This window comes from Stenotrophomonas sp. Steno-Z2 (genome assembly GCF_056393235.1).
Genome location: NZ_JBWJOY010000006.1, coordinates 63,206 through 82,775, shown reverse-complemented (window position 1 = coordinate 82,775; position 19,570 = coordinate 63,206). Strand labels below are relative to the sequence as shown.

General features: G+C 71.2%; 18 protein-coding genes. 4 read left to right on the top strand and 14 right to left on the bottom strand.

What is annotated here, in order from left to right:
* Positions 1-84 precede the first annotated feature (84 nt).
* From trxA to AC06FP_RS12995, 14 genes are all read right to left on the bottom strand, one after another.
* The gene (trxA, locus tag AC06FP_RS13060) at positions 85-942 is read right to left on the bottom strand and encodes a thioredoxin (RefSeq protein ID WP_456116555.1); all 858 of its coding nucleotides are present in this window, start codon (positions 940-942) and stop codon (positions 85-87) included.
* Positions 943-1,067: 125 nt separating this feature from the next.
* Positions 1,068-1,787, bottom strand: a complete 720-nt coding sequence (locus tag AC06FP_RS13055) for a DUF2968 domain-containing protein (RefSeq protein WP_456116554.1) — start codon at positions 1,785-1,787, stop codon at positions 1,068-1,070.
* Between the two features lie 140 nt (positions 1,788-1,927).
* Positions 1,928-3,538, bottom strand: a complete 1,611-nt coding sequence (locus AC06FP_RS13050) for a TadG family pilus assembly protein (RefSeq protein WP_478075796.1) — start codon at positions 3,536-3,538, stop codon at positions 1,928-1,930.
* Between the two features lie 8 nt (positions 3,539-3,546).
* Complete coding sequence (locus tag AC06FP_RS13045; RefSeq protein WP_478075795.1) at positions 3,547-3,924, bottom strand: DUF3613 domain-containing protein; 378 nt, start codon at positions 3,922-3,924, stop codon at positions 3,547-3,549.
* Entirely contained in the window at positions 3,921-4,730 is an 810-nt protein-coding gene (locus tag AC06FP_RS13040) for a tetratricopeptide repeat protein (protein WP_478075794.1), read from the bottom strand. Before AC06FP_RS13040 ends, AC06FP_RS13045 begins: the two co-directional genes overlap by 4 nt.
* On the bottom strand, positions 4,727-5,668 hold the full coding sequence (locus AC06FP_RS13035) for a type II secretion system F family protein (RefSeq protein WP_478075793.1): 942 nt from the start codon (positions 5,666-5,668) through the stop codon (positions 4,727-4,729). The genes AC06FP_RS13040 and AC06FP_RS13035 overlap by 4 nt, the downstream gene beginning before the upstream one ends.
* Positions 5,669-5,714: 46 nt before the next feature.
* On the bottom strand, positions 5,715-6,620 hold the full coding sequence (locus tag AC06FP_RS13030; RefSeq protein ID WP_478075841.1) for a type II secretion system F family protein: 906 nt from the start codon (positions 6,618-6,620) through the stop codon (positions 5,715-5,717).
* 2 nt (positions 6,621-6,622) lie between these two features.
* Positions 6,623-7,975 (bottom strand): CpaF family protein, encoded by a 1,353-nt coding sequence (locus tag AC06FP_RS13025; RefSeq protein WP_478075792.1) that lies wholly within the window; start codon positions 7,973-7,975, stop codon positions 6,623-6,625.
* 2 nt (positions 7,976-7,977) lie between these two features.
* The gene (locus tag AC06FP_RS13020; protein WP_478075791.1) at positions 7,978-9,225 is read right to left on the bottom strand and encodes a CpaE/TadZ family protein; all 1,248 of its coding nucleotides are present in this window, start codon (positions 9,223-9,225) and stop codon (positions 7,978-7,980) included.
* Positions 9,226-9,246: 21 nt separating this feature from the next.
* Positions 9,247-10,563: a type II and III secretion system protein family protein gene (locus AC06FP_RS13015; protein WP_478075790.1), complete on the bottom strand. Its 1,317-nt coding sequence runs from the start codon at positions 10,561-10,563 to the stop codon at positions 9,247-9,249.
* 14 nt (positions 10,564-10,577) lie between these two features.
* The gene (cpaB, locus tag AC06FP_RS13010; protein WP_478075789.1) at positions 10,578-11,603 is read right to left on the bottom strand and encodes a Flp pilus assembly protein CpaB; all 1,026 of its coding nucleotides are present in this window, start codon (positions 11,601-11,603) and stop codon (positions 10,578-10,580) included.
* Between the two features lie 27 nt (positions 11,604-11,630).
* Positions 11,631-12,095: a TadE/TadG family type IV pilus assembly protein gene (locus AC06FP_RS13005; RefSeq protein ID WP_478075788.1), complete on the bottom strand. Its 465-nt coding sequence runs from the start codon at positions 12,093-12,095 to the stop codon at positions 11,631-11,633.
* Positions 12,096-12,111: 16 nt separating this feature from the next.
* Positions 12,112-12,648, bottom strand: coding sequence for a prepilin peptidase (locus AC06FP_RS13000; protein ID WP_478075787.1), 537 nt, complete (start codon positions 12,646-12,648; stop codon positions 12,112-12,114).
* Between the two features lie 12 nt (positions 12,649-12,660).
* Positions 12,661-12,840 carry a Flp family type IVb pilin gene (locus AC06FP_RS12995; RefSeq protein WP_478075786.1) on the bottom strand — a complete coding sequence of 60 codons (180 nt, stop codon included), beginning with the start codon at positions 12,838-12,840 and terminating at the stop codon, positions 12,661-12,663.
* Between the two features lie 501 nt (positions 12,841-13,341).
* On the opposite strand from AC06FP_RS12995, the gene AC06FP_RS12990 reads away from it, so the two are divergent.
* The 4 genes from AC06FP_RS12990 (at position 13,342) to AC06FP_RS12975 (ending at position 19,557) form a co-directional block, all read left to right on the top strand.
* Positions 13,342-14,268: an AraC family transcriptional regulator gene (locus AC06FP_RS12990; protein WP_456116542.1), complete on the top strand. Its 927-nt coding sequence runs from the start codon at positions 13,342-13,344 to the stop codon at positions 14,266-14,268.
* A 188-nt stretch (positions 14,269-14,456) separates the two neighbouring features.
* Complete coding sequence (locus AC06FP_RS12985) at positions 14,457-18,014, top strand: ESPR-type extended signal peptide-containing protein (protein WP_478075785.1); 3,558 nt, start codon at positions 14,457-14,459, stop codon at positions 18,012-18,014.
* A gap of 74 nt (positions 18,015-18,088) precedes the next feature.
* Positions 18,089-18,856 carry an OmpA family protein gene (locus AC06FP_RS12980; RefSeq protein ID WP_478075784.1) on the top strand — a complete coding sequence of 256 codons (768 nt, stop codon included), beginning with the start codon at positions 18,089-18,091 and terminating at the stop codon, positions 18,854-18,856.
* 98 nt (positions 18,857-18,954) lie between these two features.
* The gene (locus AC06FP_RS12975; protein ID WP_478075783.1) at positions 18,955-19,557 is read left to right on the top strand and encodes a DUF998 domain-containing protein; all 603 of its coding nucleotides are present in this window, start codon (positions 18,955-18,957) and stop codon (positions 19,555-19,557) included.
* Positions 19,558-19,570 lie beyond the last annotated feature (13 nt).

Below are 19,570 nucleotides of genomic sequence, written 5' to 3'. Positions count from 1 at the left end.
GCAGGGGTGCCGTGCGTCATCGCTACGATGAACGGCGCATTATCCGGCAGGCCATGTTTCACCTGCCTGAACGCGCAGTGACACTCAGAACAGCAGCGACGACATCCGGCGACGGTAACGACCGACCAGGTCCTCGTCCTCGACGACCCGGAACGCATCGATCAGCGCCTTGCGCGGCAGCCCGTCGCGGTAGGTGCGGTCGATCCTGAGCATTTCCAGGAACTGTTCCAGCGCCGCTTCGTCGGCGCCACCCAGCAGGTGGCGGATGCCGAGAAGGTGGCGGGCTTCCAGGTCGTTGCCGTCGGCCTGCACCCGCGCAGCCAGCGCCTCGGTCGGCGGTGCGTCGGCCAGCGCGGCGTGGAAGTCCAGCCGCGCGCGGGCGCGCACCGCACGGTCGTCGGTGGCGAGGTTGGCGGGCAGGGCGTCGAGCAGCTGGCCGGCTTCCTCGACGCCGCCGGTCCTGATCAGGGCCAGGGCCAGGTCCAGCTTGAGCTCGGCCTTGTCCGGCTCGGCGGCGATGGCCTCGCGCAGCGCAGCCACCTGCGACAGCGGGTCCAGCGGCGCGGCCTCGGCTTCGACCTCGGCCGGCGCTTCGGCGGGGGTCACGCCGTGCTGGGCCAGGAACTCGCGCAGCTGTCCTTCCGGCAGCGCGCCGGGGAAGCCGTCCACGATCTGGCCGCCCTTGACCAGGAACACCGTGGGCACCGAGCGGATCTGGAACGCGGCGGCGATCTGCTGTTCCTTGTCCACGTCGACCTTGGCCAGCTCGAAGGCGCCGTGGTACTCGCCGGCCAGCTTCTCCAGGATCGGCCCCAGCGTCTTGCACGGCCCGCACCAGGTCGCCCAGAAATCCACCAGCACCGGCGTCTGCAGCGATTTCTGCAGGACGTCGGTTTCGAAGGTCTCGGTCGTGGCGTCGAAAACGTGGGGCAGGTCGGACATCGCGGGACTCGCAGGAGAGGTTCTGGCACGAGATGGTGGCAGAACGCCCGGATGCAAGTCGATGCGGAATACCTGGCATCGCCCGCCGGGCGGCGGGCCGTTGCCTGTCCCCGCGACGGGATGGATCAATGCTGCGCGGGCTGTTCCTGCGCCGCGGCGTTGTCGGCCACGGGTGCCGGCGCCGGCGCGGCGCTGGCCGGCAGCGAGAGCTCCGGGTTGACCTGCAGCGCCTGCAGCGCCTTGATCTGCTGGTTCAGCGCTTCCAGCTGGCTGTTGGTGGCGCGCAGGTCCGAGCTGAGCGCCACCGCCTGCTGCTTGCGTTCCTGGATGGCGTTGCTCACCTGCAGCGACTGCTGGCGCTGCTGCTCGACTTCCTGCTGCAGGCCGCGCAGGCGGCGCTCGTTGAGCGCGACCAGTTTCTCGCTGTAGGCCTTGCCCGCCTGCAGGCGGATGGTGTCCAGGTAGACCTGGGCCAGTTCCTTGGTCTGCTCGGCGAAGGTCTGGTACAGCGTCTCGGCGTTCTCGGCCGACTCGGTGCGGATCACGCGCCAGAATTCCTTCTCATGGAACAGGGCGACGTAGTAGTTCAGCGACTCGGCGTGGAACAGCAGGCTGGCGCCGTAGTTGCCGTTGTAGGTGGTGCGCATCTCGGTGAGCTCGCGGTTGCCCATCAGCCGCTGCAGGTCGTTCACCGTATTGCCGATGACGCTGTCCTCGCTGCGGGCAGGCGCGGCGGGAACCTCGGCCTCGCCGCGCTGCCAGCGCCCGGCATGCGCCTCGGGCGTGGCGGCCAGGCCGGCCAGTACGAGCAGGGTGCAGCACAGCCACGCGGGCAACGTCTCCATCGTTCTCATGGTCCTCGAATCCCCCGGTTCGCGACGACCGCCGGACTGTCCATGCCGGCGGTGATTTGTCCCGAGTCTAGCATGTGGAAAACCACCGGAAATCCGTCGCCGGTCGCTGTTTTCTGCTGCGCCTGGCGCCCTCAGTAGACCAGCTGCGCGGCCGGCGCCGAGGCGCATGCGATCGACTGCACGTGTACGTCGGTGCGCCCCAGCTGCAGGCCCAGCAGATTGGCGAGAACGGCGCCCAGCCCGTCGAGGATGGGCTTGAGCATGTCGAGCACCGCGCCCAGCACCAGGTCCAGCAGCGGAACCGGCAGGCTCTTCACGATCTGCCTGATCGTATCGCCCAGGTTCAATGCGCCGCCGGTCGATCCGGTCGAGCGCGACGGCGGCTCCGCGTACGGCCCGGCTTCCAGCGTCAGCGCCTGCGCCGACAGCGGAATGGTGGTCGGCGGAAAACTGCCCAGGCGGATGTTCAACAGGGAGGGTTCCACGTCGATCGTCGCCGTCGGTTCCAGCCGCCGGCAGTCGACGCTCCTCAAGGTGCCCCTGGCGGCGGCGACGTCGAGGGTGATCGGCGTTATGGGGAGCGGCAGCAGCGGAAGAAGGTCGATCACCACGCGTACCTGCGAACTGTTCGCGCTGGTGCCGATCCCGCCGATGGCGACGGCCGGCGGCTCGATGATCTGGGCCTTGATCCTGGCGCCCAGGAGCGAGGTCTCGTCCTTGAGGAAATGGTCCTTGCCGGCGATGGAGATGGCCGTGGTCACCAGGTCCATGACGTTGATCCGGGTCGTCAACGCGTTGCCGACGAGGCCGTCGGGGGTCACGACTTCGGCGAACAGGCCGCGCAGGGCGCCGGCGCTGCCCAGCAGGATGTTGGCCTGGTCGACCCCGATGCTGGAGCTGGACCGGATCAGCGGCGCCAGGCTGCGCAGCAGCAGGACGTTGGCATCGGCCACCTCCTGCGTGGACAGCACGGTGGCGGAGGCTTCCAGCAACTGGCCCAGCGAGAGGCGGTGCGCGGCCAGCAGCTGGTTGAAATCGCCCACGCTCATGTCGGCGGTGACCGGCAGGCACACGCCCTGCTGCCGGCACAGCGCGTCCAGCAGTCCGGAGGGCGTGATGCTGGCCTGGGCCAGGCCCCGGTAATTGAGCAGGGCGGCATTTTCCACGTCGACGCCGACCAGCCGCAGCGTATTGCCCAGCATCGCCTCGCCGCGTATGTCGGCCAGCCGCGAGCCGACGCTGAACTGCACGACGGGCGCGGCCGGGGCGTGCCTGGCCACGGCCTGCGCCTCGACCGTCGGCAGGCTGGCGTTCTGGCCGAAGAAGGGGATGGAGGCGTACCTGGCGACCACCTTGACCGCGTTGCGCGGGTGCTCGTCGTCCACCGTGCCCAGGAAGCGGTCGGCCGCCGGATTGTCCACGCCCCAGTTGCCGCAGGCGATCGCGACGCTGCCGGCGAAGCGGTTCTGCTCGATCGCGTTCTGCCGCGCGGCGCGGTTGTCCTGGTCGTTGGCGCTGCACAGTTCCAGCCGCTGCGCGCCGGCGAGCGCGGCCAGGTCGGCGACCTTCTGCGCCTCGCGCTTGGCCCAGTAGAGATGGCCGATCTCCACCAGGCCGAGGATCGCCACCAGGCCCAGCAGCAGCAACATCATCATCACCGAGCCGCCGCCGCGCTGGACATGGCGCGGGCCCACGCCGGGCGCGGGCGCCGGTATCTGCACAGGGCGATGCGGTGCGCTCATGGCGGGCGTCAGCGACCCGACGCGCCGCCTTTCGGGGCGGGCAGTGCGGCGTCGAACCATTCGGGGATGGGATGCCCGAAGCTGTCCAGGTAGCGCTGGTAGCTGCGGCTCGCGGCCTCGCCGAGCATCGGCAGCGCGTTGCCGGCCTGGGTGCCGTCGGCCTGCAGGCGCAGCAGCGCCCGGGTGGTGTCGCCGATTCCCGGGGGCGCGGAGGCGGGGGCATCGGCAACGGGCATCGGTACCGCGTTCTGCCGCACCGCCGGCGCCGCTGCGGTGGGCGGCGTCGTCGGCATGTCGGTGCGCGCGGTGAGCGGCAGGTGCTGGGCGCGCGCCGGCGACCACGCCATCGCCAGCAACAGGCCCAGCAGGAAGATGGAACGGTTCATGGCAGCACCTCATCGGAGCGGTCGGAGGCAGGGGCGAAGCGTTCGAGCATGGAACCAGGAGGGCGCGACACGGCATCGCCGGCGACGACCGCCGACGCGGGCGGCGCCGGAGCCTGCGCCTGCGCCTGGCCCTGCGCCGGCGATGAACGCAGCGTGGCGTACAGGCGGGCGATTTCATCGCGCACCGGCATGGACAGGCCGGCGCCGCGCATGATGGTCTCGGCCAGGCCGGACTGGCCCGACAGCAACGCCCAGAGCGCCAGGTTGGCGGCCGCGCGCGAACTGTCCGGGGCCAGTTCGGCGGCCTTGGCCAGCGGCGCGCGGGCGTCGGCGATGCGCCCGCCCTGCAGCAGCGCGAAGCCGAGGTCGCCGAGGTAGCGCGGCTCCAGCGGTTCCAGGCGCACGGCATTGGCAAACGCCTGTTGCGCGTTGTCGCGGTCGCCGGCCGCGGCGGCGACCAGGCCCAGCCCGTGCCAGGCGGCAGCGGCCTGCGGGCCGCGCACCAGGCCGCGGTACAGCGTGGCGGCGGCCTCGCCATTGCCGGTCCCGCGCAGGGCATCGGCTTCCAGTATGCGCAGTTCGGGCATGTCGCCGAACCGCTTCCGGAAAGCCTCCACATGCGCCAGCGAGGCGTAATGCGCCCCCTGGTCCTGCATCCGGCGGATCAGCGCCAGGTACATGCCGCGGTCGTCCTGCGGCGCCGGTTGCAGGGTCGGCTCCGGTGGCGGCGCGCGGTAGGCCATTCCCGCATGCGCGCAGGCCGACAGCAGCAGGACCAGCAGCGGCGGCAGCGCCGCGCGGTTCATGGCTTGCCCATCCCGGCGAGCGCGCTCGCCAGGGCCAGCACGGCCGGGCCGGACAGCACCAGCATCAGCGCCGGCAGCAGGGTCAACATCATCACCACGGTCATCTTCACGGACAGTTTCCCCACCTTTTCCTTCATCTTCATCCGCCGCTGTTCGCGCAGCCGCATGCCGAACTGTTTGAGCGGCTCCTGCACCGCGCCGCCGTGCTGGTGCACCTGCAGCAGCATCTGCACCAGGCTGCGCAGGTCATCGTTGCCGAAGTCCTCGGCGAGCCGGCGCAGCGACTGCGCGCGGCTGCGGCCGCGGGTATAGGCCGCGTTGGCCTGGCGGATCTCGCCACCCAGCGTCGGGACCGCCATCTGCAGCCTGTCGCCGATCATCTGCAGGCTCTGGTCGATGCTGAAGCCCACGCCCTGCAGCAGGCGCAGCAGGTCGATCAGCAGCGGCAGTTCCTCGTCGACCCTGCGCCGCAGGCGACCGGCCCAGGCGCGCAGGGCCAGCTTGGGCAGCAGGATGCCCAGCGCGAACCCGCTGACCGCCAGGGCCGCGGCGCGCAGGCCATGCGGCTGCACCAGCAGCAGGCCGAGCAGCGGCAGCAGCGCGGCCAGCAGTACGCGCAGCGCGAGGAAGGCGGTGGCGCCGGCATGGTGGTTCCAGCCGACCTGTTCGAGCAGCAGCCGGTCTTCCGGCGCCAGCAGCATCTTCTGCAGCCGGCTGCCCTCGAAGTGTTCGCCGACGGCGCTGAGCTCGGCGAGCAGCGCCTGCCAGCGGCCGCGCGCAGGCGCTGGCGGTTCCGGTGCCTTCTGCGCGTGGTCCAGCGCCTGCTGCAGCGTCGCCTTGACCTGCTGCGCGCGCCGCTCCTGGAACAACAGCCCGGCGGCGGCCAGCAGCAGCGCCAGTGCCACGCAGCCGACGGCGAGGGCGAAGAGCAGGGTCATGCGCCGGTCTCCGGCATGGCGTGCGCCGGCAGGGGCGGGCATCGGCTCATATCGATTTCGCCAGCCGGTACAGGACGAAGGCGCCGCCGACTTCCAGCGCGACCGCCAGCAGCAGGATCTTCCGCCCCAGCGGCTCATGGAACATGGGCTGGAAGAAGTCGGGATTGAACAGGGCCATGAGCAGCGCCGAGACCACCGGCAGCAGGCCCAGTACCCAGGCGGACATGCGCGTTTCCGAGGTCGTGGCCTGCAGTTCGCGCTGGACCTCCTCCATGTCGCGCATGAAATCGCTCATGCGCTGCAGGATCTGGTCGCTGCGGCCGCCGATGCGGATGCTGGTGCCCAGGATCACCGACAGCATTTCCAGCGGCTGCAGCCGGTACGCCTGCGCCGCCTGCAGCAGGGCGCGGTCCAGGTCCATGCCGGCGCGGGTATAGCCCAGCGCGTTGTCGAGGATGGGGCGCAGCGGCGGGGCGACGTTCTGGGTCGCGCTCTGGAAGGCCATCGACAGGCTGTTGCCGATGCCGGCCATGCGCACCATGTTCTCCAGGAAGTCCGGCATCTGCGCGACCAGCCGCTGGCGGACCTTCTCGATGCGCCGCTGCAGCCACAGGCCCATGCCGAGCGCGCACAGCGCCAGGGTAAGCGCGCCGAACCAGGCCGAGCCCAGGCGGATGCCGGCGGCGAGCGGCAGGACGATGAGCGGCAGGCACAGCAGGACCACCATGCGCCGGTTGTCGCCCAGGCCCGCGCGGCGCAGCAGCTCGGCCCAGCGCTGCCGGGGCAAGGGCGCGACGGCGGCCCTGTCCGGCGTGGCGGCCGAGGCCGGTGCCAGCCGCGTTTCGGCGTGCAGCGCGGCGGCGCGCTGCTGCTGGCGCGCGGCCACGCCCCACCACAGGTGGATGGCGCCGACCGCCAGCAGCAGGGCGATGCTGGCCACCAGCAGGGCCATGCTCACGGCAGTTCCCCGAGCGCGGCCTGGCGCAGTTCCATGCGGAACGGCTCGAGCTTGTGGCAATGCGGGTGGAAACCGAGGCCGGGCCAGCGGTCGCGCTCGCGGCTGTCGTTGTCGATCCAGCTTTCGTGCTTGAACAGTTCCTGGCTGCTGATGATGTTGTCGCTGACACCGGTGATTTCGGTGACGGAAACGATCACGCGGCGGCCGTTGCCCAGGCGCGAGATCTGCACGATGAAGTCGATGGCGCTGGCGATCTGCCGGCGCAGGCTTTCCTCGCTGCCCTGGAAGCCGGCGAAGCCGGCCAGCATCTCCAGCCGGTACAGGCAGTCGCGCGGCGAGTTGGCGTGGATGGTGGCCATCGAGCCGTCGTGGCCGGTGTTCATCGCCTGCAGCATTTCCAGCACTTCGGCGCCGCGCACTTCGCCCACCACGATCCGGTCCGGGCGCATGCGCAGGCTGTTGCGCACCAGGTCGCGGATGCTGACCGCGCCGCTGCCGTCGAACCCGCCCAAGCGGCTTTCCAGGCGCACCACATGCGGATGGTTGAGCGAGAGCTCGGCGGTGTCCTCGATGGTGATGACGCGTTCGTTGTGCGGGATGAAGGTGGCCAGCGCGTTGAGCAGCGAGGTCTTGCCGGAACTGGTGCCGCCGGAAATCAGGATGTTGCAGCGGCCGCGCACCATCGCGTTGAGCAGGGCGTAGATGGGCTTGTCGAAGGCGCCGCGGCCGAGCAGTTCGTCGGGCGTGAACGGGTCCTTGCGGAACTTGCGGATCGAGACCATCGGCCCGTCCACGGCCAGCGGCGAGATGATGGCGTTGAGCCGGCCGCCATTGGGCAGGCGCGCGTCGACCATGGGGTTGGAGTCGTCCAGGCGGCGGCCGAGCGGGGCGATGATCCGGCGCAGGATGCGCAGCAGGTGGCGGTCGTCGCTGAAGCGCTGCGGCGCGCGCTGCAGTACGCCGCCGCTGGACACGTGCACGTCCTTGTAGCCGTTGATCAGGATGTCCTCGATCTCCGGGTCGCGCAGCAGGTCGTCCAGCGGGCCGAAGCCGATCAGCTCCTTCTGCAGCGCGATGGCGACGGTTTCCATCTCCTGCGCGTTGACCGGGATCTTCCATTCCTTGACGAAGGCGGCGGTCTGCGCCTGCACGAACCGGGCGATGGTCGAGGGCGACCAGGCATCGATGTCGACCCGCTCGTCCTCGATGTGGTTGAGCAGGTACTCGTGCGCGGCCGAGAGCATGCTCTGGAACTGCTCGGTCTGGTCGAACGGCAGGCCCGGCGGCGCGTCCGCCCCGGCGGCGGGAGGCGCCATGCGCTGCGGCAGCGGAGTGACTTTGTCTTCCATGGTTAGCGACCCAGGAGAGAGGCGAGGCGGGCGATGGGGGAGGTGATCGGCGCCGCGTCGCGGCCACCGGCCAGGCGTTGCAGCAGCGGCTGCAGCGCGCGTACGTAGGGGTCGCGCGGCGCGCTTTCGGTGAGCAGGCGGCCCAGCCCGGTGCTGGCGCGCAGCGCCCGGCTGCGCTCGGGCAGCGTGGCCAGCAGCGGAAGGCCGAAGCGCTCGGCGATCTGGCGGTCGCCGAGGCCGCCGTCCGGGTCGTAGCGGTTGACCAGCAGGTGCAGGCGTTCGTCGCGCAGTTCGCGCTGTTCCAGGTCGCGCACCGCCTGGTCCAGCGAGACCAGCGAGCCGATGCCCTGGTCGGCGACCAGCCAGATTTCCTGCGCCTGTTTCAGCAGCGCCGCGGGCACCTGGGACATCGGCACGCCACCGGTGTCGGCGAGGACCAGCGGGAACAGGCCGCGCAGCTGGCGCAGCAATGCCGCCGGCTCATGCACCGGCGGCAGGGCGGTGCCGGCCATGCCCAGCAGCGCCAGGCCGCTGCCGTGGTGGGCAAGCGCGGTGGTGGCGAAGGTGGCGTCGATGCGTTCGACGCTGCGCAGCGCGTCCTCGTAGCCGAAGTGGCTTTCCACGCCGAGGTAGAGCGCGCCATCGCCGTGCGGCTGGCCCAGGTCCAGCAGCAGCACCGGATTGGCGGCCGGCCCGCCGCTGCCGGGGTGGCCGAGGCGGAGCGCCAGCTGCGCCGCCAGATGCACGGCGAGCATGCTGGCGCCGACGCCGGCGCGCACGCCGTGCAGCAGGACCAGGCGCCCGGCGGGCGCGGCGGCCGGCGCGCCCGCCGTCGCCTGCGGCGGGGCCGGCTGGCGGGTGAGGCGGTCGAACACTTCCAACATCTGCGCGGCGCTGTTGTCGATGTCGATGAAGTCGCGCACGCCGGCGCGCACCGCCGCCAGCAGGTGCTGGGCCTGTTCCGGTCCTTCCGTCCCCACGCCGACCATCGGCAGCGCGCACGCGGCGGCGGCCAGCTGCCGCGCCAGCTCGGAGGAATAGCTGGCGTTGCCGCCGCAGTAGTCGAGCAGGACCAGCGGCGCGCCGGCGATGGTCCGGGCCAGCTGCTGCGGGGACACTTCGCGGCTGTCCACCCAGGTGAGCTGTGCCTGCCCGGACAGCGTCGATCCCAGCCGCGCCATGTGGCGGTTGTCGGGGGCGTAGAGCACCAGTTGCAGGGTCGGGGTCTGGTGCATGAGCGGCAGGGGCATGACCGATGGCATGGCGGTGCGTCAGCGCGAGAAGCCAGGCAGCTGGTCGGACGAGGCCGGATGCAGCAGCCACGCGCCCCACACCGGCAGCCGCGGCGTGGCTTCGCGCTGGCCCGGCAGCGGGATGTCCGTGCCCCTGGCCAGCGGCCGCACCAGCCGCGGGGTGACCACGATCACCAGTTCCTTGTCCTCGCGCTTGTAGTCCAGGTTGCGGAAGAACGACCCGATCACCGGGATGTCGCCCAGCAGCGGAATCTTGTTGACCATCGAGGAGAGCTGGCTGCTCACCAGCCCGCCGATGACGAAACTTTCGCCATCGCCCAGCTCGACGGTGGTGTCGGCGCGCCGGGTGGAAATGGCCGGGATCTGCACGCCGTCCAGGGTGATGCCGCGCGTGTAGTCCAGGTCGCTGGCTTCCGGCGCCACCTTCAGCGCGATGCGGTCCGGCGCCAGCACCGTGGGCGTGACCGTCAGGCCGATGCCGAAGGGCTTGAACGTCACCGTGGTGGTGCCCAGGCCCTGCGGTTCGAGGATGGGCAGCTCGCCGCCGGCCAGGAAACTCGCGCTCTGGCCGGACAGCGCCACCAGCGTCGGTTCGGCCAGCACCCGCGCCATGCCGTTGCTCTGCAGCAGGTCGATGCTGGCGTTCCAGCTGTGGGGGAGGGAGCTGGCGACCAGCTTGAAGGCCGAGGACAGCGCGCCGCCGCCGCTGGCGCTGGACGGCGAGGTGAAGCCGTAGCTGAAACCGCCGTTGGTGTTCCTGAAGTTCACCCCGATCTGGCGCAGCACGCTGCGGTTGAACTCGACCACCTTCACTTCCACCTGCACCACGCCGCCGCTGGCGATGGTGGACGCATCGTTGATCACGCCCTTCTCGCCCACCGTGCTGGCGACCGCCTTGCGCGCCGCCTCGTGGGTCAGCAGGGTGGGGGTTTCGCCCTGCAGCAGTCCCTGGCCGTCCTGCACGGCTACCGCCGGTGAGCGGGCATCGAGCAGGCCGCGCTGCACCGCGCTGCGCACGTCGATGCGGATGCGGGTCGGCGCGGGCTGCTGCCGCTGCCACAGCATCAGGGTGGTGGTGCCGGCATTCCTGCCGACCAGCAGCACGTGGCGCTTGTCGCGCAGCGCGGTGACGTCGGCGATGTCGGGGTCGGCGATGGCGATGCGTTCCACGTCCGCGGGCAGGGTCCACGGACGTTGTTCGTGGAGTTCCAGCTGCACCGCCTCGCTGGCCGCCACCTGGGCCAGGGCCGCGACGGGCAGGGCGGCCGCCAGCATTCCGCCACCCAGCGACAGGCGGAGCAGGACATGCGGCAGGCGATGGGCAGGCTTGGCCATGGTCGAACTCCGTTTCAAGGCGAGGACAGCGGGGTGGCGGGATTGGCGCCGCGCACGATCTCGATGCCGCCGCGGGCCGGCGCGCGGCGCGGGAGCGTGCGTTGCGGGGTGGTGGCCGCGGCCGGCGCGTTCCTCGCGCCGGCCAGCCCGCCCAGGTCCACGCCGGCGAAGGCCTGGTTCTCCGGCCGCTGCGCTTCCTCGGCCGCCATGCCGTCCAGGCCGCGGCGCAGCGCCAGCACGGGCGCCGGCGCGGCGAACAGGGTGGTGTCGGCTACCGCCGTGTCGATCGGGTTGCGCAGGGCCAGGAACAGCTTGCCGTTCTGCGCGCCGAGCAGCAGGCGTCCGATCAGCTCCACCGGTACGGCCAGCACCGCGGTCCGCGCCGGAGCAGGCGCGGTATTGCCGCTGGCGCCGCTGCTGCCGATGAGGGACGACGCGCGGCTGTCCGCTTCCGGCGGCCTGGCTTCCGCGGACGCCGTCGTTCCGGCCGGCGCCGCCGCCAGCATGTCGCGCTCGCCGTAGCCCAGCACGCGCAGGCGCGACAGCAGCAGGCGCGCCTGGGTGCCGCCCGGGTGGGAGCCGCCGCTGTCGGCCACCCCGGGCAGGCTCATGAACACGTCCACGTGGTCGCCCGGCGCGACCCGGTTGCCGGCGCTGGCCAGTTCGTCCACCGGCACCGCCACCGCGCGCTCGCCGGGGTTCAGCGCCAGGGCGATGCCGCGCGATACGCCGCTGCGCGGGATCGGCTGCCCGGCATCCACGTCCTGCAGCAGGATGCCGCCGGTCAACTCGCCGACGTAGACGAAGGTGCCCGCGGGCTGCTGGGCCAGGGGAGCGACCGTCAGGTCGTTGGCGGTCAGGGGCGTGCCCGCGCTCAGCGCTCTGGCCGCCACCACCACGTCATGGTGCGCGGCCGGCGCGGCCGCCGGCGAGGTGGCCTGCGCCTGCGACGAACGGCGCCCGATGCCGATGGCGATGACCGCCAGCAGCACGGCGATCGCCAGCAGCAGTACCGCCGTGATGCGTATGGCTCTGGGCATGATGGTCCCCCTTGGAAGCGTGTGGTGTCAGATGCCGTCGCTATCCAGCTGCACGACGGCGTTGCTGCGCATGCGTTCGCCCATCACCCAGCCCAGCACGCGCCCGGTGCCGGGAATGAACGGGTGGCGGTCGTAGTCGTAGGAGACGCTGACCTGCATGCAGCGCGTGGCGCCATCGCCCACGCATGGGTAGGCGTCGGAGACGACGATGGGCTCGGCTGCGGCGCTCTGGCAGTTGGCGGTCTGCCCGGAAAAATCCAGGAGCCATTGCATCGAGCGGGCCGAGGCCTGGCAGGCACTGCTGCGCCGCGCCGGAATGTCGCCATAACGCAGGGCGGCGCGCGCGCCTTCCCCCGCGGCGAGGGTCAGCGACTGCTGCGCGGCGAACACCATTACCCCGGTGAAGGTGGCCAGCAGCAGCGGCACTATCCCCAGCATCAGCAGCAGCGCATATTCGATGCTGACCACGCCGCGCTGCCTTTTGATATTCAATCCATGGCCCGGTTGTTTATCCATGTGAAACCCCGGTGAAAACAATCAGCAGGCTCGCGATGCCCAGGTAGGCCGCGTAGGGAATTCCCTTGCGCCCCTGGCGCGACGCTTCCATTCTTCTGGAAAAGCCACTTTCTTTCACGAATCTATATAGGCTTGCCGCCGGGGGCGAAAGCGCGATGAAACCCGCCATGAACCCTCTCTCCGCCATGATCCAGGCCACCGCGTGCACCCCGGCAAGCAGGCTGGCGATTATCCAGAGCGGCAGGAGTGCGCCGCCTCCCAGCAGCAGCCCCAGCACGGCGAACAGTTTCACGTCGCCGGCCCCCATCCAGCCGATCAGGTAAAACGGCAGCAGCAGGACCAGGCCCAGCAGCAGGCCGGCCATCGCCTCGGCCGGCCCCGTCGAAACCGACGGCAGCACCAGCATCGCGGCAATGCCGGCCAGCGCCGCCGCCAGCAACCCGCGGTTGGGAACGCGCCGGGCATACAGGTCGGTGCAGATGACCAGCAGGCCCAGAATCACCGCGACGGTTGCCGACAGCGGGGGCATGGCCGCCCTCCGTCAGGCGAACGCGGCGGTGACGGCGGCCGTCAGCTGGGCGAACAGCGTTGTAAAAAAGTCTCGCAGCGCCGGCCCGGCGATGACCACCAGCGCGCCGGCGACCACGGCGGCAAGCAGGCCGTATTCCAGCGCGGTGACACCCTCTTCTTCTGCGAGAAACCTGCGGATCTTGGCGTTCATGATGTTCTCCATGAAAACCCGGGGCCGGCAACGCCGGAATGCACCGGGCGAACGCGGGTGGGCGACACCCGCCGGGATCGTCACGGGCACGCGGCCTGGCCGGAGGGGGGTGGGCGCAACTGGCCCGGGGCCGCCGGATAACCGCCGGCGATATTCCCGTTTCCCCCTGTGGCATGGCAGGCATGCCCGGGGAGGATCATTTCAATTCGGTTGTGACGCACATACACATATTCGGCAATTTATTTTGGATGTTCGTATATGTGATGGGTTGCTCGATTTATGCGCATTGTTTACACATGGCCGTCCCGGCATATTGGATAAGAAGGAACGGCGGAAACGGTTCTGGCCGGATGGGGCTCCAGCGGTGTCCCGCCGCAGGCCGGATCCGGTCGAGGGGGGATGCGCCGGGGGCATCGGCGTATCCGGACGGCAGGCGCAAGGCGGGGGCATACCCGTCCGGGCATGGGCGTTCACATGGATGCGATGATCTGTGATCGGCATTTGAGGTCGTTCGATCTGTCCACGTTGGGGGGCGTGCTGCGCGTCTGCCACGTCGAACTGGTATTGCTCGACGGCCAGCCACCGATGGCCTCGGTGACCTCGTTCGTCCACGACCAGGCGCTGCTGTGCACCTTCGAGATCGCCGCACGCACGCGTGGGCGTTTCATGCTGCCGGTGGACTGGTGCCTGCTCGGCTGGATGGAATCGGTGGACCCGGAGACCAGCTGGTGCCACGGCGTGCCGCTGTCGTCGGGGGGAATCATTTCGGTGATGCCGGAGGGCGTCACCGAATTCGCGCTGGGCGCGAACAGCCGCGTGACCTTCGTGCTGGTGCCGCTGCGGCGTTTCCAGGAGCGCGCCGCCAGCCGCCACCTGGGCGGCCTGGACGGCGGCGGGCTCGACGTGCCCCTGATCAGCGGCCGCGACCTGCCTCCGCTGCAGGCGTATTACCAGGGCCTGCAGCAGCGCATCCGCTGCGGCGAGGTCACCTCCAACGAGATCGACGCACTGCTCGATGCGCATGCCGGCGAACTGTTCGCCAACGGCCCGGTGGAACGCCGCGTCTGCAGCCGCGCCCGCCGCGTGCGCTACCTGATCCTGCGGCGCGCGGAGGACATGATGCGCGCCAACATCCGCCGGCATATCTACATGCAGGAGCTGTGCGATGCGGCCGGCGTCAGCGAGCGCGCGCTGCGCTATGCGTTCGAGGAACTGGTCGGCATATCGCCGGTGCGTTATCTGTCGATGCTGCGGCTGTGCGAAGCGTGCCGCACGCTGTCCGCCGCCGATGCCGGGCGCAAATCGGTCAAGTCCGTCGCGCTGAGCTGTGGCCTGTGGGACCTGTCGCGGTTCGCCGACAACTACCGGCGGGTGTTCGGCGAGCTGCCGAGCGAAACCCTCATGCGGGGCACGTTCTCCGAGCCCTGAAACCGGCGGCACCGGCCGTGTTTGCCGATTCCGTGCATGGGCTTGCCGGGAGTGCGCACAGGTTTGCCGGATAGCCATAGCGCTGTGCCGGATACAGGCAAAGCGCGCGGCGCGTTCCTGATGTAGTGCGATCCAAGCGATGAAGTCCGCCATCGGGGCGGGACGGTCGCATTGCACGGGGACTCATCATGAATCGCATCTACAGACTGGTATGGAACCGCGCCCTGAATGCCTTCGTCGTGGGCTCGGAACTGGCAAGCGCGGCGGGCAAGCGGCCGGGCCCACGGCGCCTGCATGCGCGCCGGAGCGGCGCGCTGCTGGGCATGGGAAGCCTGTTGGTGCTGGCGATGGCGCCACCGGCGCAGGCCGGCGACGCGCGCCTGGACGATCTGCAGGCGCTGGTGGCCAAGTACGCCGCGCAGGATGCGTCGGTGCCGGCGCTGCCCGTGGCCAATGCGTCCATCGCGACCGTACCGGTGGTGCCCACCGTGCCTGCGCCGGTGCAGGTCGGCGGCACGCCCGGGCAGGCGCTGCCGGCACTGCCGCAGGCGGTCGGCGCGGTGGCCGCGCCGGTGAAGGCGGTCGCCGCCTCCGCGACACGGCTGCAGGTTGCGGCCACGGCCAAGGCCGCGCTGGTGAAGCCCGCGGCGCATGTGGTCAGCGGCGCCACCCAGGCCGTGGCGGCCTTGCCGGGCGCTGCCGGCAAGCTGCCGCAGGCGCTGGTCCTCAAGCAGGACGGCGTGGCCGGCGGCATCGTCGGCACCGTGCACGCCGGCCTGCAGGCGCTGGGCGGCGTGCTGCCGCCGGGCAAGGACGAGGGCGGCGGCAATCCGCTGCGCAATACGCTGGTCTCGACCGCGAGCGCGGTGGAGGAACTCACCGGCGGGCTGGTCAAGGGAAGCCACGCCGGCGCGGTGCTCGATGGCGTGGTCGATGGGGTCGCCCCGGTGCTCGACGGCGTCGGCGACAAGGCCGGCAGCCTGGTCGGCCATGTCACCGGCTCGGCCACGCTCGGCGCCGGCCTGTCGCAGACCGTCGCCACCGCCACCCAGGGGCTGCAGGCGACGACCGGCGCGCTGGACAAGGGCGAACTGGGCGGTGCCGTGCAGTCCGTGCTGGAGACCGTCGGCGGAACGGTGTCCACCGCGACCGGCACCGTCACCGGCACGCTGTCGGGCATCACCGGTTCGGCGTCCGGGCTGGGCGGGTTGCAGCAGGTGATCGACGGCATCACCGGCGGGGTGACCGGCGGCCTGTCCAACGTGGTCGGCCAGCTGACCGGGCAGCCGGCCGCGGTCGGCGGCGCAGCGGCCAGCGCGCGTCCCACCGGCCTGGTGGTCGGCAACGGCGGCCTGGTGGGAACCGTCGACCAGTTGGCCGGCCCCACGCTGTCGACCCTGTTCGGCGGCGACGGCTACCTGCGCAACGGCGGGCTGGCGATGAGTAATGCCAACATCGCCCAGGCGTACTCGGTGACCACGGTGGCTGGCCTGCCGGTGGTCAACCTCAGCCCGGTCGGGCAGGTGCTCGACGGCCTGGGCGGCCTGGTCACCGGCGGGAACTCGCACATGACGCTGATCGGCGGCGTCACCTCCGACAACTACCTCTACAACATCAACAACGGCAAGCCCAACGGCCTGCTGGGACTGGTGCTGCCGGATGGCGCGCCGGCGTGGGCGGCCAAGTGCGCCGACCCGCTGGGGCTGGGGCTGGTCACGATCGACTGCTGGGGCGTCAACGCGGCGCAGGACTACCAGGTGCTGATCGGCGACGGCGCCTATGCCAACGGCTCCAAGGAGGTGGTGATCGGCACCAACGCCCAGCACCGCCTGGCGCAGCAGGATGCCAACGTGGCCTTCCCCGGCGCGGGCGATGGCCCGGCCGGCGTGCCGACGGCCGATTACGACGCGCGGCTGGGCCATTCGGTGGTGATCGGCGACAGTGCGTCCGGCACGGCCAACGGCCAGACCCTGATCGGCGCGGGCGCCACGTCGGACAAGGCCAACAGCGTCGCGCTGGGCTACAAGTCCAATGCCGACCGCGGCGGCAGGACCGGCTACGCGGCCTTCGGCCTGACGGCGCCGCAGAACTCGATCGGCGAGGTCGCGGTCGGCTCGGCCGGTCGCGAGCGGCAGATCACCCATGTCGCCGCCGGCGAGGCGCTGACCGACGCGGTGAACGTGGCCCAGCTCCAGGGCGCGCTGTCGCTGATCTCCGGGGTGAGCCAATCGGCGGTCACCTACGACGAGGACGCGCAGGGCAATCCCGACTATGGCCGGGTGACGCTGGGCGCCGGCAACGCGCCGCAGGGCACGGTGGTGGCCAACCTCGCCGCCGGCGCGGTGGCGGCGGGCAGCATGCAGGCGATCAATGGCGGCCAGCTGTACGGCTTCGGCAACTCGTTGGCGGCGTTCATCGGCGGCGGCGCGGTGATGAACGCCGATGGCACGCTGTCGATGCCGTCCTATGCGCTGAACGCGGTCGGCGCCAACGGCCAGCTGTCGCTGAACCAGTATGCCGGCATCGGCGCGGCCTTCGGCTCGATCAGCGATTCGCTCGCGCACCTGCGTGGCCTGGTCGGGGACACGACGACCCCCGGCAATCCCGATCCGCTGGCGGTGCGCTACACCGCCGACGGCAACGGCCAGCCGACCAACGAAGTGGTGCTGGGCGGCGCCGGCGACGGCGCGGCCGTGGCGCTGCGCAACGTCGCCGCGGGCAGCGTCGCGGCGGGCAGCACCGACGCGGTCAACGGCACGCAGCTGGCGGCCACCAACGGCGCGCTGGCCGCGGCGATGGGCGGCTCGATGGCCTACGACAGCGCGTCGGGGCAGTGGACCGGGCCGAGCTTCAACATCACCGCGATCGGTGTCGGCGGCGGCACCCAGCAGCAGGTGCTCGGCAACGTCGGCGATGCGCTGGCGGCGCTGGACGGCTCGATCGTCAACGTCAACCGGCGCATCGACAACCTCCAGTCCGGTGGCGCCGGCAACGCGTATTTCGCGGTGAATTCGAGCAAGGCCCCGGCCGCGGCCACCGGCCAGGACAGCATGGCCGCCGGCCCGCAGGCCACCGCATCGGGCAAGCAGGCGGTCGCGCTGGGCGACGGCGCCAGGGCTTCGGCCGACGGCAGCGTCGCCCTGGGCGCCGGCTCGGTGGCTGACCGTGCCAACGCGGTGTCGGTGGGCAGCGCCGGCCATGAGCGCCAGATCACCCACGTGGCCGACGCCACGCAGGCCACCGACGCGGTCAACCTGCGCCAGCTGCAGGCCTCGCAGCAGGGCACGGTGCGCTACGACCAGAACAGCGACGGCAGCACCAACTACGGCAGCGTGACCCTGGGCCAGCCGGGCAGGAGCGTGGTGATGCACAACGTCGGCACGGGCGTGGCCGACACCGACGCGGTGAACGTGGCACAACTCAACAAGGGACTGGGGGAGGTCATGGACTGGTCGAAGAACTACACCGATCAACGTTTCGGCGAGATCGGCCGCGACATCAACCGGGTCGACAACCGCGCTTCGGCGGGCATCGCCTCGGCCATGGCGATGGCCGGCCTGCCGCAGCCGACCGAGGCCGGCCGGCGCATGGCCTCGTTCGCGGCCAGCACCTTCCACGGCGAATCCAGCATGGCGGTGGGCGTCTCCGGCGTCACCGAGGGCGGGCGCTGGATCTACAAGCTGAGCGGCTCGGCCAACACCCGCGGCGACGGCGGCGTGACCGTGGGTGCGGGCATCCAGTGGTGAGGCTGCCGCGGGGCCGGCCGGTCCGGCCCCGCTGGCCATGGCGGACTGAACGGAGCGGGGTGCATCGAATGAACATGAAATGGATGACGATGGCGGTGGCGGCCCTGCTGGCCGGCTGCGGCGGCGCGCCGGTGCGCGGGGACTTTCCCGACCCGGCCCGCGCCCATCCGGCCGGCGGCACCTACGTGAGCCTGGACGGCCTGCGCCAGTACGCGCCGGGCATGAACAAGCAGCAGCTGTACGCCCTGCTGGGAACGCCGCATTTCGGCGAGGGCATGTGGGGCGTGCGCGAATGGAACTACCTGTTCAACTTCCGCCGCTCGGTGGGCGCGCCGCCGCTGCAGTGCCAGTTCCAGATCCATTTCGACGCCCAGGGCGTGGCGGTGGGGCAGTCGTGGAAGCCGGCCACCTGCGCGGCCCTGCTGGAGCCGGTGCCGGCCCCGGCGCCCGTGGCAGCGGCACCGGCCGCGCCGCCGGCGCCGCTGCGGATTTCCGCCGACGCGCTGTTCGCCTTCGACAGTGCCGAGCTTTCCGACGCGGGCAGGGCGAAGCTGGATGAAGTAGTCGCGCAACTGGGCGCACGCGCCAGCACGGTGGCGTTGACGGTGACCGGCTTCACCGACCGCATCGGCAGCGACGCCTACAACCAGCAGCTGTCCCGGCGCCGCGCCGAGGCGGTGCGCGACTACCTGGTGGCACGCGGCATTCCGCCTGCCGCCGTACGCGCCGAAGGGCGCGGCAGCGCGCAGCCGCTGGTCGAATGCGGCAACGCGCCGCACGCCGAACTGGTGCGCTGCCTGGCGCCCAACCGCCGCGTGGAGATCGCCGGGATCGGCAGTTGAGCCGGCCGCCGCCGGCGCGCGCGTGCGTGGAGTCGGCGCAGGCTTCACAATCGCCGGTGTTGACCGGCGCGCGCCTGCGCCGGCGTCGAAGGGATCGGATGCGGATGGTGTGGAAGCAGTTGCTGCGCTGGGCGGGACCGGCGTCGGTGGTGACATGGCTGGTGGCGCTGGCGGTGTTCGGCGCACGGCTGCCGTTCTACGACCAGATGCGCCACCCGGTTTCGCTGCTGGGCGCGACCGGTGTTCCCGGGGCCGGAATGTTCAACGCCGTGGGTTTCGTGCTGCCCGGCCTGCTGGCGGCGCTGGCCGCGCTCGGCCTGGTGCTGCGCATGCCCGCCGCCGCCTCGCGCCCGCTGCGCGTGGCCGGGCAGATGCTGCTGCTGGCCGGGCTGGCGTTCGCCGCCATGGGCGTTTTCCCGCTGGACGTGGACGACATCGAGAACCGCGCCAGCCAGGCCCATGCCAGCGTCTGGCTGCTGTGGCTGGTGGCGTTCTGCGCCGGTGCGGCGATGCTGCGCGTGGGCGCCACGCGCGATGCGGCGTGGCGACCGGTCGCCACCCTGGCGGTGGCCTGCGCGGTGTGGATGCTGTGCAGCGCCTTCGTGTTCGGCAGCGTCATGCCGGTGGCGATGGCGCAGCGGCTGGCCTTCCTGGGCTGGGCGCTGTGGCTGGCGCTGCTGGCGCGGCTGGCGCCGCGCTGAGCCGGGCGGCGCG

Excerpts from the sequence above, each read along its gene's own strand:
- trxA (WP_456116555.1), bottom strand. The coding sequence starts at position 942 with ATGTCCGACCTGCCCCACGTTTTCGACGCCACGACCGAGACCTTCGAA.
- AC06FP_RS13055 (WP_456116554.1), bottom strand. The coding sequence starts at position 1,787 with ATGGAGACGTTGCCCGCGTGGCTGTGCTGCACCCTGCTCGTACTGGCC.
- AC06FP_RS13050 (WP_478075796.1), bottom strand. The coding sequence starts at position 3,538 with ATGAGCGCACCGCATCGCCCTGTGCAGATACCGGCGCCCGCGCCCGGC.
- AC06FP_RS13045 (WP_478075795.1), bottom strand. The coding sequence starts at position 3,924 with ATGAACCGTTCCATCTTCCTGCTGGGCCTGTTGCTGGCGATGGCGTGG.
- AC06FP_RS13040 (WP_478075794.1), bottom strand. The coding sequence starts at position 4,730 with ATGAACCGCGCGGCGCTGCCGCCGCTGCTGGTCCTGCTGCTGTCGGCC.
- AC06FP_RS13035 (WP_478075793.1), bottom strand. The coding sequence starts at position 5,668 with ATGACCCTGCTCTTCGCCCTCGCCGTCGGCTGCGTGGCACTGGCGCTG.
- AC06FP_RS13030 (WP_478075841.1), bottom strand. The coding sequence starts at position 6,620 with ATGGCCCTGCTGGTGGCCAGCATCGCCCTGCTGCTGGCGGTCGGCGCC.
- AC06FP_RS13025 (WP_478075792.1), bottom strand. The coding sequence starts at position 7,975 with ATGGAAGACAAAGTCACTCCGCTGCCGCAGCGCATGGCGCCTCCCGCC.
- AC06FP_RS13020 (WP_478075791.1), bottom strand. The coding sequence starts at position 9,225 with ATGCCCCTGCCGCTCATGCACCAGACCCCGACCCTGCAACTGGTGCTC.
- AC06FP_RS13015 (WP_478075790.1), bottom strand. The coding sequence starts at position 10,563 with ATGGCCAAGCCTGCCCATCGCCTGCCGCATGTCCTGCTCCGCCTGTCG.
- cpaB (WP_478075789.1), bottom strand. The coding sequence starts at position 11,603 with ATGCCCAGAGCCATACGCATCACGGCGGTACTGCTGCTGGCGATCGCC.
- AC06FP_RS13000 (WP_478075787.1), bottom strand. The coding sequence starts at position 12,648 with ATGCCCCCGCTGTCGGCAACCGTCGCGGTGATTCTGGGCCTGCTGGTC.
- AC06FP_RS12995 (WP_478075786.1), bottom strand. The coding sequence starts at position 12,840 with ATGAACGCCAAGATCCGCAGGTTTCTCGCAGAAGAAGAGGGTGTCACC.
- AC06FP_RS12985 (WP_478075785.1), top strand. The coding sequence starts at position 14,457 with ATGAATCGCATCTACAGACTGGTATGGAACCGCGCCCTGAATGCCTTC.
- AC06FP_RS12980 (WP_478075784.1), top strand. The coding sequence starts at position 18,089 with ATGAAATGGATGACGATGGCGGTGGCGGCCCTGCTGGCCGGCTGCGGC.
- AC06FP_RS12975 (WP_478075783.1), top strand. The coding sequence starts at position 18,955 with ATGCGGATGGTGTGGAAGCAGTTGCTGCGCTGGGCGGGACCGGCGTCG.